Annotated in this window: 8 protein-coding genes and 1 pseudogene; 1 reads left to right on the forward strand and 8 read right to left on the reverse strand. The window is 43.4% G+C overall.

The genetic code is table 11. The annotated features are described in order from the left end of the window. The first annotated feature begins 1,225 nt into the window (after positions 1 to 1,225). Positions 1,226 to 2,419, forward strand: coding sequence for a transposase (locus MARGE09_RS17740; protein WP_236984256.1), 1,194 nt, complete (start codon positions 1,226 to 1,228; stop codon positions 2,417 to 2,419). 241 nt (positions 2,420 to 2,660) lie between these two features. On the opposite strand, the gene MARGE09_RS21810 is transcribed toward MARGE09_RS17740, so the two are convergent. From MARGE09_RS21810 to MARGE09_RS17770, 8 genes and pseudogenes are all read right to left on the reverse strand, one after another. Continuing rightward, entirely contained in the window at positions 2,661 to 2,894 is a 234-nt protein-coding gene (locus tag MARGE09_RS21810; protein ID WP_476703460.1) for a DUF7919 family protein, read from the reverse strand. After that, positions 2,894 to 3,331, reverse strand: a pseudogene (locus MARGE09_RS21765) (putative adhesin); the annotation flags it as partial. The pseudogene MARGE09_RS21765 and the gene MARGE09_RS21810, both read right to left, overlap by 1 nt. A 207-nt stretch (positions 3,332 to 3,538) precedes the next feature. After that, positions 3,539 to 4,069, reverse strand: a complete 531-nt coding sequence (locus tag MARGE09_RS17745) for an NUDIX hydrolase (protein ID WP_236984258.1) — start codon at positions 4,067 to 4,069, stop codon at positions 3,539 to 3,541. Positions 4,070 to 4,083: 14 nt separating this feature from the next. Beyond that, entirely contained in the window at positions 4,084 to 4,740 is a 657-nt protein-coding gene (locus tag MARGE09_RS17750) for a hypothetical protein (RefSeq protein WP_236984260.1), read from the reverse strand. Next, a complete protein-coding gene (locus MARGE09_RS17755) occupies positions 4,741 to 15,564 on the reverse strand; it encodes an RHS repeat-associated core domain-containing protein (RefSeq protein WP_236984262.1) in 10,824 nt (3,607 codons plus the stop codon). It lies immediately after the preceding gene. 122 nt (positions 15,565 to 15,686) lie between these two features. Then, complete coding sequence (locus MARGE09_RS17760; protein ID WP_236984264.1) at positions 15,687 to 15,977, reverse strand: hypothetical protein; 291 nt, start codon at positions 15,975 to 15,977, stop codon at positions 15,687 to 15,689. A gap of 170 nt (positions 15,978 to 16,147) precedes the next feature. Further along, the gene (locus tag MARGE09_RS17765) at positions 16,148 to 16,753 is read right to left on the reverse strand and encodes a hypothetical protein (RefSeq protein ID WP_236984266.1); all 606 of its coding nucleotides are present in this window, start codon (positions 16,751 to 16,753) and stop codon (positions 16,148 to 16,150) included. A 14-nt stretch (positions 16,754 to 16,767) separates the two neighbouring features. After that, the gene (locus tag MARGE09_RS17770; protein ID WP_236984268.1) at positions 16,768 to 17,730 is read right to left on the reverse strand and encodes a hypothetical protein; all 963 of its coding nucleotides are present in this window, start codon (positions 17,728 to 17,730) and stop codon (positions 16,768 to 16,770) included. Between the last annotated feature and the right edge of the window lie 52 nt (positions 17,731 to 17,782).

The raw sequence follows: 17,782 nt of genomic DNA on the forward strand, positions 1-17,782 counted from the left end.
TAAATTGATAAAGCAGGCTCTAGAAGGGCTCACCTTTACTCGTGATAGCCTATCACTTGGAAAGCCCCTGTTGTGCTATCACGGCCTGCTGACGAAAAATAACGTCTTTGCCTGGGCCATGTAAGGCTTTCCAATGCTTGACGCGACGCCGCAAGGCGCGCTGCGCTGATCATAGAGTTCGGGGTAATGCTCCTCCAAATAGTCCAGCAAGGTGGTGCCGGTCAATAAGGCTTCACGCTCAAGTATCGGAACGAGCTCGCTATGCCATACGGTCTCAAGCGGATCTTCTCGTGTGCGCCAATCCCTATCGCGCTCATGGTGTAATGAATCCGATGCTACGATTTGCCGCCCAGAACGAACGTAGATACCAGCTTTAGCCGCAGCTGTTTCTTGGCTGCCACCTTATTGTCGATGCTGCATACACAGTTCCTCTTGTCGGTTGGTGATATGTAAACCAGCCCCCCTTTGAACTCCGCTATGGAAAACAAAGGCCTAGTGTTACAACCAACCGGTCATCATAATTGTCGCCGAACAAGCTTTGATGTCGAAACTGAAGAGCGTTACAGGCAATGGCCATCGACGTAAAAGAACAGCGCGATAAAGCGGTTGACGACTTAGAGCGCACGAGCGAGAATTCCACTGACTGAATGTGTAGGTGAAAACCTTACGCAACGCTGATGTTAGCGTGACACTAAGAATGGAGTTGTGGAGCCACCCTTAAAATAGCAATCACATATTACCGAAATATATTTAATACTTTAAATTTTTAAGAAAACCTAGACTAACTTATTTATTCCGCAGCCCCATTAAAAGCACAAAATAATCACCCAACTATACTCTTTAGTTATAACCAAAATAAAAACTGAAACTAACGTTAAAAAAAAATGTCTAGACGCATATTATTGTTAACAAAAAAACATTACTTAAACATTCTGAGTATATAGACTCGGCGAAGTTCCAAAACTCAAGCACAGATCTACGACCCCAATGTGCTCGCCAGAGCAGATTGATTCCTGCGAACGTATCTTGACACCAAATAATAAAAATCTCTTTTTTTAAACTGTTCTTTAACAACACTTCGGACAGTTTTAAGCACCCAAATAGGCCCAAAGTAGTCATGTAGGGTCGGCAGGAAGGGTATAGAATTTTGCTATGTTATTAGGTGTCATGGATAAATTTTGAGATAATTTGGTTTCTGAAATCAAACAACCCACAAGATTTACCCATGACAGAACTAGTAAACACTATTTTCAGTTTAATGCCTAGTATCAATAAGCCTCAACGTGTATTTATGGCTGGCCTGATTGCCACATTGGTTGTATTTCACGGTCGAGCGACATTCAGAAATATGAGTCGCTATAGCGATATGAGTGAGAAGCGATTCGCGCGTTGGTATCGACGTGATTTTCCATTTGCGCAATTCAACACAGAGCTTCTCTTGCATTCACTGGGACGGTCGCAGGAAAATATTGCAGCCATTGACGCGAGCTTTATGAAAAAGTCAGGTAAAAAGACAGAGGGGCTAGGCTGGTTTTATAACGGTGCCCAAGGGGCTAGTGAACGAGGACTAGAAACGTCACTCATTAGCGCAGTGAATATTAAAAGCCATACGGCTTACTCGATTGATGCGCGGCAAACCATCGATGTAGAAGGTAAAACACGCGCCGACCTTTATGCTGACCATGTTGCCGACATGGCGGATGAATTGAAGCGTTTAGAGATTCAGTATCTAGCCGCTGATTCATTTTATAGCAAGTATAAATTTGTGAACAGGGTTGTGAATACAGGGCTGCACATGATCGGCAAGCTACGAGTCGATGCTAACTTAAAATGGCTTTATGGGGGAGAATACTCGGGCTGCGGGAGGCCCAAGCAATACGACGGGAAAATCAATTTTGAAAATGATCTATCGCGCTTTCAGTACATTGGATCCTATGAAAATGACACTGAAATATACAGCGCCATCGCGTATAGCGTTTCATTGAAGCGTGAGGTACACGTAGTACTTCTTCGATCGTCGGACTCAGCCGTATCGACAAGAGCGATATTTTTCTCGACAGATAAAAATTTAGACGCACTGACATTAATATCTTATTACAGGGCTCGATTTCAAATCGAATTTTTATTCAGGGATGCTAAACAATACACCGGCTTGACACATTGCCAATCACGCCGTTCGGAGGCCATCAATAATCAGGTCAATGCATCATTAACGGCTCTCAATCTATTAAAATTTGAGGATAGAGATAAAAAACAAACGGCTGAGAAAACGGTCATATCGATAGCGAGCTGGAAGCGACGAAAGTCCAACCAGCATCTGCTCTCAAGAGTTTTTGAGAGGTTAGGTGTAAACCTGAAATCGATTAAAGTCTGTAATGTGTACGATGAGCTGAGTGATTACGGGCTTATTGCCTCATAAAACTGTCTACAGTGTTGCTTTAAGTATTCCTCTAATTAGTGCGCTTGCCAACAAATCTATTGAACAACTAATAATCATCGCTAATTGGGGGTTACCACACACATCTCGAGCTACATTAGACTTTAGGCTCTGCAGTCGCGACAATATTTTTCGATCATAATGTAGGGACTGGCCCCGATGCCCCACCGTGCCGGAGGTTAGTGCCACCCTGTGCCGGTTTGAGTGGGACATGGCGCTGGTTTCAGGGCCAAAAACAGTGGTTTTTAGAGTGACTGTCCCTGTAGGTGTTGTGTGACCCTTTTGTTAAATTCACAGGCGAACGACAAAGATCAAAGATCCTATCAATATTCGCCTGTGAGACACTCCCCTGACTATATTCAAATTTGGAATCCAGCCATCCTACATTTTTGATCTCAAGTGCTGCGGCATCAAATAGCTCATCATACTGATATCGACTATTATCCTGAAAATACATTATTCGTTATCCTTCGTTAGCCAACGATATAGCTGATTAGGTTTCTTAGGCCGTGTTTGATTATACAAACTAAGCGACTTCCCTCCCCATGAAGGCTTTGTCGGTTCTGGACCTAATGCTAGAGATGGATATTTCTTATTATATTCCCAGTCAGTTCTGAGTATCGAACAACAAGCCGACCAATGTGCCGCGCCCTGATTTGGCATTAGCATTTCATTGATATGTGTTGCTTGATTTACTGTCCTAACATTCGCCCCGCCGTTAATGTTTAATTCTGGTGCAGGGTGGAGAGCATAGTTCGGAACTACGTCGCCGGGGAGGTAAGTTCGTTTGTATATCTCGTATTTTGATAATTTTTTCCCAGAATCAACTTTATTTCCGATATTCATTTGAATAGTAGAGCCTGGGCGTGCATAGGTAGTGAATGAAGTCCCTTCGGGAACTTGGTAAAATCCATCGCCAACCCGGTGCCGGTTTGAGCGGGGCGCTGGCGGGAGGGCAAGAAATCAAACGAGCTTAGAGTGACTGCCCCTACTAACCGGGTTTACTCATGATTCATCTATATTGCTGATGAGGTGAGTTTAACACCTTTAATTTGGTGGCCAGATTCAGTGTGCCACTTTAGCCGCCCCAGCGATCATTATTTACACATCCAATTCAAATATATCGAAATTCGAGCTATCTTGTTGACTAAGGAAGTAATGAACCACCTTCTTAATCGGGCTAAAGGCATAATCTAGCCCTTCCAACTCATCACGATTAAAGAGCCGCACCTCCAAACACTCTGGAGTTGAATCTAAAAAATCCGATTGCAATTCACAAGAATAATAAAAAAATACCTGATTATGAGAGCTGGCGTTAACTATAGAAACTAACTTTCTCACCGAAACATCCGCGCCAGTCTCCTCCTTAACTTCTCTTGCGACAGCCTGTTTTGATGTTTCTCCGCACTCCATATAGCCTCCAGGCAAAGTCCATCGGCCAATTCTAGGCTCGATTGCCCGCTTACACAACATTAGCTTTTCGCCATCCACAACTAGCCCGCAGCAAATATTTTTTGGATTTTCATACAAAATAAAATCACAGCGCTCACAACTTAACCTCAGAATGCCATCTCCTGCAACCTTGCCAAGATGCAAACCTCCTCCACATTGGTGGCAATAATTAGCAGCCATATTGGTAAATCCTCCTAGCGGGGAACTTCATGACCCCCTTGATAATGATGAAATATAGCAGTGCACTGCTCAAGCTTTTCTTTTGATACCTGATCACTGCGGCGCCTCAATTGATTAGCATGTTCTTCAAGAGCCGATTTATATCGCTCAAACAACAATCTAGACGGTAGAGTAAAACCAGAATTAAAGGTTACAGGGACAAATAATTCGTAATCGAATTCCAACTCTTCCTCCATCGTAATGTCCAGAATAATAGAAATTATTGATATGAGCTCTTCATGCGCAGCATCTTCCGAATTTAATTTACCAGAAAAAATCACTAGGCTTTGTAAAAGCTCATCATAAACCTGCTCTCGCCCATCTATTCTATGTGGAGATACAACCCCTGTTTTATGATGGAACCTGCTTTTAACAAGCTCCAATAATTTTGCTAATGCCCCCCTGCAACCCAATACAGTTAACGCTTCTGCCACAAAAAAAACTTTCAACACATCATTTTTATTACTGCTTTTTTCTTCCAAATAGGGTTCAAGTAAACTGATTCTTTCTTGAGGATCTGGACTTACGCATTGGGAACGATGAAATACATTCAACTCATCACCATTAGGATCCTTGTAAACAAAAACCAGTTGGTATAAATCCTCCCCCATAACGCCCTTTATATCATTCATTTACTTCACCATTTCATAATATTGACTAGGAATACATGGCGATATTAAACACTCAGTGTTTTTAGCGCTGTCTGACAAGTTTTTGCGAGAATAGTAGAGCTCATCGCTTAAGCCCATCAGTACCATAGGATCTATCTCTGACTCCATCCGCTGCTCTAGCTGACGTATATTGCCATTAATTTCATCGTGTATCTGCTGGAGAGGTTTTATCTGAGCATCAATTTTTCCTGCATTTATATCCTGCTGCAATCGTTTAGTATCAATCCTCATGGTTTCCCCGCCAAACACTACGGCACTATCAATAGCTCTTTCATCCGTTGTGGATATAAACTGGCTTCTATCTTTATCTGGTATTCGACCTGCCACATGTTCCTGGGCAGTTATATTCCCATCTTTATCTACCGCTCTCAAATCATTAGCTTCATCGATATAGGCTTTAGAGCGAATTCGACCTTTTTCATCGGTAAATGTTTTGTCATGAAAATTGTTATCTCTTCTGACCACGCTATCAGGGATAACATACCCTTGTGCATTTTTGACTACCGAGTCATCAGCACTATTGTGGGGAACGCCCGGCGCACCACTCGTAATATTTGGCTGCTCAACCGTTATGTGTGGAGCTTCCGTTTTTGGCTTAGGAATTGAAGGAGTTAGATCAATTCGTCCAGACGCAGCACCCGAAGCAAGAAGCCCCGCCTCTGCCGTCAAGTTAAGGGCAGCCGTATTAGCCCCAGCATGCATCAAGGATCCAAGACCATAAGACCTAACTGCCCCAACAATCACTGCTCCCTCTACACCAATCATGCCGCCTGAGAGCAATAGCATAGCGCCTATTATGTAGCCTTTATCGCCAGCGGCCTCGATAGCCTGATGTTTTGGCTGATTTGCCCAGTCTGGGCGCATTGCTCTGAAGTCTGCCTGATGATCAATCATTACTGATGAATAACCATCAGGGTCCCAGTACAGATTCGGATTCCCATAGGCATACAAATACCGATGCAAACTAGGCGCCTCGGTCCCTTCCCCAAGATACGTATCCTGACTCAAGAACCGGCCCACATCGGGGTCGTAAAACCGCGCCTTCATATAAATCAGGCCAGTCTCTTCATCGTGCTCATGCCCGGTAAACACCTGCCGGTTAACCGACTCGCCCTCTTGGCGCGTAATCGCTCCAAAGGGGTCCACCTCGTAAGCTACTTGGTTGCTGCCGGCGGCATCACTTAAGTTGGCTGTAGTACCCAAATTACTGTAATGATAGAACTGCTCGCCCTCGCCTGATTGCAGGCTGAGTAAACGGTCGCCATAGCGGTAATGAGCCACCGAGGTGCTGGTGTTATTGACGACTTCGTCAATAATCGCTTTATCATCGTAGATATATTCGATATCGCCACGGTCGCTGCCGATATGGCGAATACGCATGCCTGCGTAGTTGTAATCATAATTACCTTTAGTCTGCTCACTACCCTCTGCACCTGCGGCTACACTTAGCAATTGGTTACGGTTGTTATAAGCCATAACGGTGCTGGCAGGCCCCTGCCCCGTGCCATCGGTTTTGCGCAGTGTATTCCCGTTGTTGTCGTACTGATAGTTGATGACACCACTATTGGCCGGCGCAGTATCGGTAATGCTGGTAAGCCAATGGGTTTCATCATAAGTAAAGGCGCGGTCCTTTTGCGTATCGCCATCAACCACCACGGTTTCTGTTTTGCGGTCGTAACTCGGGTAATGGGTAAAGCTATGGCTTTCGGTATTGGCACCTTGATTATGAACGTATCCAGTTAAGCGATCCAGGTTATCGTAGCTATAGGTAGTAGTTCGCGTGCTATTACCTGCAAAGCCATTTTGAACGACTGTTTCGGTTTCGCGGTTACCGTTAGCATCGAAGGTATAATCAAACTGCGAGAGCACTGCTGGAGTGCTATCAGCCGTCAAGTTTACGATTTGCAAGGTGCGGCCAGCATCGTCGTAATCGTAGGTCGCCTGGGTACCATTACCCTGCTCTACCCGATCTAACCAGCCATTTTGTAGATAATGGTAGGTACTGGTTAAGTCATTCGCAACCGTAGTATGCAATCGGTTGCGGCTATCGAACGTATAAACGGTACTGCCGCCCGGCGCGCTAACGCTAGTGCGGTTGCCATTATTATCGTAACCATAGCTTACGATATGGCCTCGCTGACTACGCTGCTCTAAGCGATCAAGTAGGTCGTAATCGTGGTCGGTTACTTCGATTTGGCCGCCAGCTTTTGTTTCTGTGACGATATCTAGGTTGTTATTAGCATCGAAAGTGCTAGCAATAGTTGTTATGTCGCTTTCCGCTGGGAAGCTCTGCAACTCTGGCCGACCTAAAACATCAAAACTCGTTACAAACAATTGCCCCTTGGCATCGGTGGTATGCGTAAGGTTGCCTTCGGCATCGTAACCAAACAAGCTAACCAAATTACCAGTGGCACCGGGGTTAACAGCGTCGTTGGCAGCTTTATGTTGAATATGTTGGCGTTTACGATTTAAAGCATCATAAACATATTCAACATGACCTTCGGTACCTTCGTCGTTGGCTGCTGGCGTAAATTGATGAGTAAGGTTACCGCTTGTATCGTATTCAAAACGGGTCACATTTCCACTATCGTCCATGCTTTTAACTAACAAATTGCGTGCATTGTAGCTATGGGTGCGAATATTTCTTTTTGGCTGAGTAGTAACCGCAACATTACCAAATACATCGTAATCAAAAAACGTTGTTTCACTGCCATTTACTGTGCTGCTAGCGCGGGTGCCATCGCCATGATAAGTATGACTAACGACCTTGTCGGCAGCGTCAGTTGTTTGCTTTAACAAACCAGACCGGTCATACAGGTTATGCACAGTTCCCTGAGTAAATTCGGCTGTATTATCCGCCGGCAAAGTAATGCTCAATACGTTGCCACGGAAGTCCGATTGCGACACCACAACATTTCCATTGGCATCGGTGATGTGATCAATTCGAACACCGCTTTCTAGATCAATATCGTAGTCCGTTGCAACTAGGCGAAAACGTTCGCCTAGATTATTGTCTACCCACTGTGACGTAACGCGACTGAGTTCATCAAACTTACTCTCTGTGGTAATGCCGCGCTTATTAGTTTGGAAAGTAACGTTACCCGCCAAATCGTAAACATTACGCGTAGTTTGCAGCAGGGAATCAGTGACAAGATCAACTCGATGTAAGTCATCGTAACGGGTAGAGGTGACATTTTCTCTCCTATCTTTGAGCCAAACGATGTTGCCTACACCGTTATGTTTTTTGAGTGTAACTGTATTCAGTACTTGCCCATCAAAACCTTGTGTTTCAGCGCTAATTAGTTCCTTAACACGATTCAACTCGTCATAGACAAATTGCGTTTCACGACCCTCAGGCAAAATATAGTGCGTTTGATTACCCACCTTATCAAATCGGTATTCCGCTATCACTTTGTCCGCGGTATCAAATGCATCGTGAACTTTCTCCTTTTGATCGATAACATCGTATTCGATGTGTGTATGAACTAAGCTCGGACCACTGGCCGCGCTAGCCCAACTTTTACGGATATCAGTGAGATTATTATTTAAGTCATAGGTATAACGTGTTGTTCGCCCAACGCCATCAACCTCTTGTAAAAGACGGCTTTCAGGACCGTACAAATAGGTTTCTAAGCGCCCTTCAGCATCCTGACTGAACACTTTATTACCATATTTTGTAAAGGAAACATTCGTAGTACCGTCTGGGTCCGTGATTGACGCCAGCTGGTTAACTGAATCATAGGTATACGATGTTTTAAAACTCCAAGGATCGGTTTCAGACTTTACGTTACCATTATCAAAATAACGGTACTGCCAGACATGATTATGTGGTTCTGTTTTCGTCACTAGACGGTCAAGATCGTCGTATTCAAACTCCGTAATGTACGACAATGCAGCATTCCCATCCTCTTTTAAACCTGTGAGCGTGACGTTACCGGATTCATCAAAATGAGTAACTTTTTGCTGTAAAAGAGCATTAACATCGAGCACTTTAAGATTTCGAGCATCGTAGGAAAAAGTGGTGAGCTTGCCTTCTTCATCTTTAATACTTTTAATATTTCCTACACCATCGTATTCAATATCTCGAAAGTAAGTGTCGCTCGTACCGTCACTGTGATTCACCCTGGGATGAATGACTTTAACAAGACGCCCAACTTTATCGTAGTGCTCAACCGTTGTTCTTCCTTCAAAATCTGAAATCGATTTAACTACCCCCTGATCGCTGACAAATTCATAACTTGTAGTTGCACTATAGCCAGCGCGATTAGAGGTTTTTACTCTCCGATTTAAGCCGTCGTACACGAAAGCAGAAGCATTTTTGACGCCTTTCCAATCAGACTCAAAGGTAATATTGCTATTTCCGTCGTATTCAAAGGTTTTTTCCCCTTCGAGGTTGTACTGCCCATCCAAACTCGCAATGCGGGTAATAGTCTTTACACGATCTCGCGCGTCGTACTCGTAGTCTAATGAGCTGTAGCGTTCATGCACTGTGCCATTTATATCAAACGTGTCCCGAGTCGTTACGATGTCTTTATTACCTTTGTCATCGTAACTAGTGGTTTCAGTATTATTTTTTGCATCCGTAACCAGTGTTAACCGATCGAGCGAATCATATTCAAAGGTTGTTGTATTTTGTTCAGCATCGGTTTCACTTTTTCGTCGCCCTCGCCCGTCATTTTCATACAATGTTGTGATTTCACCTGGCGCAATAATATTTTCGAGCGCTCCATACTGATCATAATTAAAGCGCGTGGTATTGGAACGACCATCAGTTGTTTTTGTTGTGGAAAGCCGCAAGCCTTTAAGACCATGCTGTGCACCATAGGTATGGCTCACCACAACGTCTTTAAATTGCCCTTCCACTAACGCGGCTTTGACTGTTTGACTTAATAGGTTTCCATTTGCGTTATCAATGTCATAGTCAGTCTCATTACCATTTTGGTCCTTCCGGTAAGTCAGTAAGCTAAATTGAGGATGCCAAACTTGTGTAAGCTCACCGACGGGACTGGTCTCTTTAGTGACATTACCGTTGGCGTCATATTCGTAATTCCATACACTGCCAATAGAAAGGTCGCGTTTTTCGATTAAGTGGTTTTCAGCACCACCAAAATCAATACTCCAGTCAAACTCGGTAATTTTGCCTTCTGGCTCCTCAACACGAATGGGGTTACCAAAATTATTCAATTTATAGATTGTAGCTTCACCATTTAAATCAACCACTTCGCGAACACCGTCTTCACTTGTCGGGTAGTTGATTGAGGCGCTATTTTTTGTACACTGCTCAGACTGTGTATCGGTAGGGTAACAAACCTTACTAACAAAGTCGGTAATAGCAACGCCCGGAGCGAAAGACAAAACGGAAACAGGCAGGTTATCGTGGTATTGATAAGCCGTTTTATGCTGATTAGCGTCAATTGTCGCTGCTAAGTTAGGCTGACTATCGCCTAGTTTCGTTTCGTACTCATAAGTTTCAACAAAATCATCTCGCGTAAAACTACGCAACATTCCAACAACATCAAAAGCATTTGCTTTTACGCTATCCTCCGCCGTTTTACTGGAATAATAGTCAAAACTTAAACGAATATTTTCAGCACTTACACTACCAACGTTTGCATCAACCGCCTTCAGTCGAACCAAACCATTCTCACCCTTCTGATAACTGAAATCTAAATAGCGTCCCGCAGAGTCGGTAACCCTTGTTAACAAATGGTGAGAACTAGTAACCTCAAAACTTGAGCCCTCAATTACCTCTGTAACTGCAATAAAGTCATAATCATAGTTCAGTGCGTTGCCATTTCGATCTACAGCTCGCAGTAAAGGATATTGATTCGAACTATTACGTTGAGTTTCAAACTCATAGCGCGTCCCATCCTTAGAGGTATAAACAAACCCTGTAGATACACTCCCGGTAAGCTGACCAAAATTACCACGCTGACCTTGCCAAACATTCGTGCCTGGCACCTTTTCAAACACCCCGGCATTACTAATTGCGATCTGCGATGGCGAAAAGCTCAGACCTCCAGGCTGAATATTCATATATTCATCGGTTGTCATTAATTTGGGGCCGGCAATGCCACGAGTAGCTCCAACCCAGCCAGGCAAATTATTGCCGTATAAAGGGGAACCATCTGACCAAGACAATACTTTTAGGTAGACATCGTGATTGTGAGACCAGCCTTTCCCTAAGATATTATTTTCATTCTCAACGTGAATATTATTGGTGTAACTACGAATAAACTCGAGTTGTGGGCCGGAACCTTTTAACGCAAGATCTTCTCTTCTAAGAGTTAGGCTACCGCTATGTATTAAAGTGTCATGTTGTATGACTTGCCCTAGCATTTCGCCCGCTATAGTTGTCGTTAGCTCGCCCCGATAGGTAACAGTGGATACTTTTCCAGAATTGATTCCGACTGACTTTACAACAATGTACATATCAGTTTTATCAACAATAGGGGTTATGCGGCTCTCTACATCTGAATAAAGTAATGCAAATGTTTTTGTGCCCGGTAAAACATTCGACTCATCAAACAATACCGCTACTGTATTCTTATTATGATCTTGTAATTCAACAGAAAGTGAAGATGATTCCTGTAAAGGTATGTGAAAAGGGTGAAAGCTCCCTACAGTTTTGAATTCTAATCCACCACCATTAATTTCGGTTCCTTTTGGCTGAGCCAATGACACGATTTTACTCAAGGAAAAATCACTTACCCACTCCGAGTCCGCAGACTCTTCAATAGTCCACAACGAGGTTTCCGGGCTATCACTAAAGGTGTAACGCTCTTCTTTAAATATTGACTCTACTTCGCCATCAAACTTAACGATGTCCGCAGTCATAACAATGGTATTCAACCCTTCATGTAAGTCTGACCCTTTAGGTTGGTAAGTTAAGCTCAGCTGACCAAAACCTCCAGCCAGCAGAGCTTCCGTACTTGGCCACTCTGCCAACTCAACGCCATCAAGGTATAATTTCATGAAATGGGGATAGGTATTAAGTGGCGGAAACACATCCGAGGCGCCACTAAAAACAGTCACATTATTGTTTAGCACTATATTAAACGTAGACCAATCAATACCGCTGGCTTGCTCAGCCGTTAAAGAGACAGACATAACAATGGGCAATGCTGTAATGCTCAATGTTGAAAAGTCGAAATCCTCGGTCGGATACTCAATAGGTTCGCCGATGTTTTCGCCATCATCCGTTTTATGCTGCACCACTATTCGATCTAAAATTTGCGCGACAACGTCCAGCGGCCCTGCGACTTCCCCCAACGTAACATCTGCCGACACAATGCCAGCAGAGTCAGTAACGAGTTCAACCTCACTCTGACCATTTACCTTGGACGTCAAGTACCCCGTATCATCATTAAATCCATCTTCACGCCGAACGAAAAGCTTTACTTTAACCCCCTCCATGGACTTAACCCGTAGATATGTAAAATCGTTATCGGACCAATCACCACCGCTATCTTCGCCATCATTAATATCTCGGCGCTGAAATCGCTTTAGTCGCATTGAGACATCAGTATCTAAATCTCGAGTGATGTAACCTTCGGCAAGGTTTCCAGATTGCGTTAGCATTACTGGCCCCATGTTGACCTCCGCTATATATTCAACACTCCCAACAGATCCAGCATTTAAGGTGAATGTATAAGGAGCTGCTAAATGCGGCCCGTCTTTAGAATTAAACTCATTAATAGTGGGGATTAAATTGCTACCATCTTCAGTGGTAGTCGCAACAGCGCCTACCCAAATACCCTCACTATTCGTTTTATAGTCATCAAATAATTTACCCTTATAAAGCCCTGGAGTAATCTTTAAAAACTGATGTTGCGGTTCGATTTCAACACCCGCTACGGGGTTGTCAAACTCGTCCGTTACTTTTATTTTTACTGCATCCAAGGCCACAACCTGTATAGTCAGAAGCAAACTATTCGACTTTAAGCTTTCGATATTTGCAGGAGGACCAGCTTTAGGTTTGACTCCGAATAAAAGAGGCGTAGGTGTATTAGGGATAGCTGCCGCCACTACCTGAGGAATGACAATATTAGTTAAACCAGACAATTCTGAAACAAATAGCTTTTCACCGAGTGAATGTATAACCTCAACCTCACCAGACCCATCTGATTTCGATATCCGACTACGATTAGATTTTTCACTATCAATAAATCCAGCACCTGAAACCACCTTCCAATGCACAAGAACATTGGGAATGGGCAGTCCATTACTGTCAAAAAAGCCAATGCGATAAGGATGCGGCAATGTAGAACCAACCACGCACCCCTCACCGCCACAATCTTCAAACTGTTTAGAGACCACAACGTTATCTATCGGCCTATCGATAGTCGATGCCATCATTGTAACGGGGGCCATGCCTGGAACAGTTACAATAATGTCATAAACCCCTTCAGCTGATGGAGCTATCGCTTCAACAGTGGCAACACCATATAAGTTTGTTACCACAACGGCCGTACCAGCATTAGCCAAAGAAAAGCCATTTGATACTGACAATTCAGCATTTTGCGCGGTAAAGGTTACAGGCACACCCGCTAACGGTTGACCTGAAGAACCAGTCACATAAATTTCAATAGGCTTGGGCAACGTCGTACCTGCCGGTATCGATTGGGCATCCCCACCCAAAACCGAAATGGTAGGCACAGTAGACCCTGTCCCAACATCCACACCGACACCATAATCAGCACCGCCAGACGTGCTAGTTATCACAATCGAATACCTACCCGTTTCAGGCAAACGAAAATTCTTTATTCCTGCGACACCTTCTTGAGCATTATTAAAACTAGACCGCAGAATTGCACCACTCGGTCCCTCAATAGCAACCAGTAAATCAGCCGATTCACCATAAACACGTGAATTGATAGATACGATTGCATTTTCCTTTCCTATAAAAGAATAGCGATCTTGCTCCGCAGCATCTTGTAGCGTACCCCGAATCTCCTGCCCATTTACGATAAGATTATTTTTGCCAATTTCCTCTGTAATTTCTTGATTAACCACCGACACTTGCAGAGAATTACTTCTTTTCCCGTTAGTTACCACGTAAACCTCGCTATCACCAACAGCATTCGGCACCACAACAGCCATTTGTGTAGGGGATACAAATACAATTCGAGCATTAGCGCCATTAACAACAACGATATTATTAAGAATATTTTCATCAAACCCATCACCAGCGATAAGCATTAGGTCCCCAGGAATAACAACACCGGGACTAACGGCCTGGATTGAAGGAGGAAATATAGTCTTGTCTCCATTTACAGAAACAGAATTAATATCCGAAAGCATCTCTACTAAATAAGCTTGGCCATTGACTATATGAAAATCGTCACCCGAAGGGTTTCCCTCAACATACTCCACCAGCTGATAGTCATTATTTGAACCGGGTACATGGCGTCGGATTGACTTAACATCTCGTTCACCCCCAATCGCGTGCAAAAGCTCATACCCGCTAAAGCTTGAAGAAGGACAAGAGACGCCAATAATATTTAAACCTTTTTTCAAATCAATATTCTTACAGTCAGGTACTCCAAGAAATGTGACGACCTTTTGCTTCTCAGCAAATACGACATAGCCAACTCCGTGAGAAATCGGAAAATCTTCACCACTTGGAACACCGTTATAGTAGCTCGTGCGCTCAAACAAATTGCTCAACGGATTAAGCCGTTCAATAGAATTTATCTCAAGCGAATCACCTAAAAAGGTAATAAGCTCAAATGACGTTAAACCTTCAGGGACACTCACGGGGTAAGAAAAATAATTTTTACCTGGGTTCAAAACAACAGTTACACCACTGACATTTAACGCATTTGTTATAAAATCAATATTGGCCACTTCACTTCCAGCAACCACACTAATAGGCAATGCAGCCTGTGCATTAGCCTCCACGTTACTTTCATTTGCATCAAACAGTTCTTCAGGAAAATTTATATCTGGAGTCTTAGCAATTAGCGCATTTATCCTAGCAGGGTCCGCTGCAATTGGGTCGCCATCCAACGGTTCTATACCCACATAATAAGTACCCGGTGGTACAGGTAGCTGGTAACGTCCTTTGCTATCAGTATAAGCACCTATGATTTTCTCGCCTGTTTCAGTTTTCACCGCATAAACATGAGCCCCCAAAATAGGATGATTATCTCGCCCATCGGTGACGATACCTTTCACAAAACCAAAGGCCAAAGAAAACTGAGGCTCTTCAGGGTAGAAGAAAGAGCTGTACGCGACATCATCAATCGACAGTGTACGGGCTGCATCAATATCATGTTTCAGAAAAGGATACATCACAGACGTTTCGATTAACGAATGAGTAAGGCCAAGGTGGTGCCCTGCCTCGTGTAACGCAATAGCTTGAAGATCAGACGTAGCCGAAGCACCTGAAACCGCATATCGTAGGCTGGAATTAAACACCATATCCGCGTCGAAAATTGTACCGGCCTCAAACTTTCCGTTTGGGACATCAGCAACCCCATCTCCATTCAAGTCATTATTTGAGTCATCAAACATCATCTCTTGAGGGAAAGAAAAACTAAAGGAATATGCCAGTACTCCCGGAGAAAATTCAACATCCGGGTCGGTAAACGTCACTATATTATAACCATCGATACCTGACCGCCTTCGATCGATCTCGCCTTTATACTCAAAGCTTACTTGGGCTGTATCGACCTCTTCCCAAGTAGCGAAAGCTTTTTCAAGTTCCTCAACGAGAATTTCATTGGCAATGCCTGACCTTGGGTATCCAGCATCACTCAAATACCATTCTAGGGGTAGCATTCTCGCATCCCACAGCCTATTAGTATGTGAGCCTAAATTCCCACCAGCAATAGCATCAAAACTCAAAAAACCGATAATACAATGAAGCAAACAAAAGCCTCTAAAACCGAAAAACTTCACGATCACAATCCTTTTTGAATGGTTTTTTTAAGAATATCAATGCTATCAATTCGATCTTGAATACCCGCTGGTTCCGAATTTAATTTTTCTTGCGCCTGACTGAAAATAAACACCGCAGATTTATTTAACGATGCACTATCGCTTAACGATGTCGAAAACCTCATAACGGTTGTATCTTCAGGGTTTGGCAATACCTCTTCGACAATTACCGCACTGTCATTAAGCTCAGTAACATTGGCCTTATCCTGTTCTAGTTTAAGCAAAAAATTTTGGTAGGCTGGGTCATCTACCATAAGAGAAACGGAACCTTCTTGGCGCCCCGCCTCATCAGCAATAAGAGCTCCCTCCAAGCAAAACCCGCAAACAATACAGCCAACCAAGCTTCTTCCGAAAAACTTAAAACCTTTAACGCACATTACCATCAACCTTCAATAATCGCCCATTGAGCAAGAAAAAAACCGAATCATTTCAATACAGATTTTATACTGTGGATGAACTCTTCAAGCTTCATATACCTCACTGCAACAGTGACCTCTTCGCTTTCGAAACCAGAAAATGGTGAGAACAGCAAGTCCACCTCCTCTCTCCCAGAGCTTGTTGTTAAGTACTTCTTCCCAACGGGTATGACTTTAACTCCAGTTTTATCGTCACTATCAATACCAAAAGCTCCCTGCCTTAAACCTATGATTTGCCGATGCCCTTTGGGGCTTAACTTAGTAAAAAGCACAAATTCTTCTCCGACAGAATAGCTCCCGCCACCTTGAACCTCCATTTTTATTGGCACGTTCATCAGAGGATGTATAGCGGTTCCACCCAATGAAGTAATTAAGAGCTTATCTCCTGAAGCACCTTTAATTTTTTCAGAAACAGCAAAGCTGTAATCTGTATAGATTTTATCGCCAACCCAGTACGAACTAACCTCATCACAACGAGCCACACTTATATCGTCAGCAATATTTGCTAGCTGCTTCAACTCGAAAGTTTCTACCGAGGCGCCGAACGCCAATGAGAAACCAATGGAATTTAAAATGGCAAATAGAAATAGTTGCCCCATCAATAAACGTTTCATTTCTTTACCCTTTTTTATTCGATTGCATTTAGGATCAACTGCTTATCTGCTGCATCAATTACACCATCCGGCACTAAATCGTACGGTGCATAAAAACCACAACCACCAACTTCAGCACCTTCATGCGCGTTCAAAACATTTACATCAGCCACATCCACAAAGCCACTGCAATCGAGATCTAACATTGAACAACCAGTTAACGCATCAGTTTCATGAAGACTCGCAAGAAGCCTATTGTCATTTAATTTTTTATAGTACGTCCGCTGCTGCAGTTGACCATCGCCACATTGTTGATACCCACGCCACTCGCGTACTTTGACCCCCCCCTCTCCATACAAAAAAGAATTGACGCCTGTCTTATTAAATAGATTATTAAGATTTATCTGAGCTAATGATATCTCCCCTCCCTTATAGACTGCTATTGCCGACAAGGGGTAGTTAGAAACGCTGGGAATCTCAATTAAAAGAATTGATCCAGCGCCAGGAGTAGATTCGGGAGAATAATTAAACCGTCCAATTAGAATGTCATTCACAATTGGCTGACCAAACATATCTGAAAACTCTCTACCAACCTGAGTTTTAACCGATGGTAACGGCGTGACCTGAGGGAATGATTCGAGTCCACTTAAAAAATTAACATCAAGCCTATAAAAATAAGTGGTGTCAGGATCGAGCCCAGTAACAGAAATTGCGGCAATACCATCTATCAGGCTATCGCCACCAGAACTACCCACATACCTCTGAACAACATTCAGCTCTTCTATAGCGCCCGATTGATCTCTATAAACATGCAACGACGCGCCTAATGCGGCTCTATCGGCTAGCCAAGCAACTGAAAACGATTTAGTCGTAACATCCGCGACCTGAGTGTTAATGATTGCACACACACCTTGTAGCGGCATAAAACTACACAATAGTAAAATAGCCATTAGCCAATCAATCGTTTTACTACTCTTCAGTACTTTAATATTCCACACTATCATCTAATCCCATAATTCAGACCAAACATAATTTAGCCATTTGGTTAAC

Origin of the sequence: Marinagarivorans cellulosilyticus, assembly GCF_021655555.1 — a bacterium.
Classification (GTDB): domain Bacteria; phylum Pseudomonadota; class Gammaproteobacteria; order Pseudomonadales; family Cellvibrionaceae; genus Marinagarivorans; species Marinagarivorans cellulosilyticus.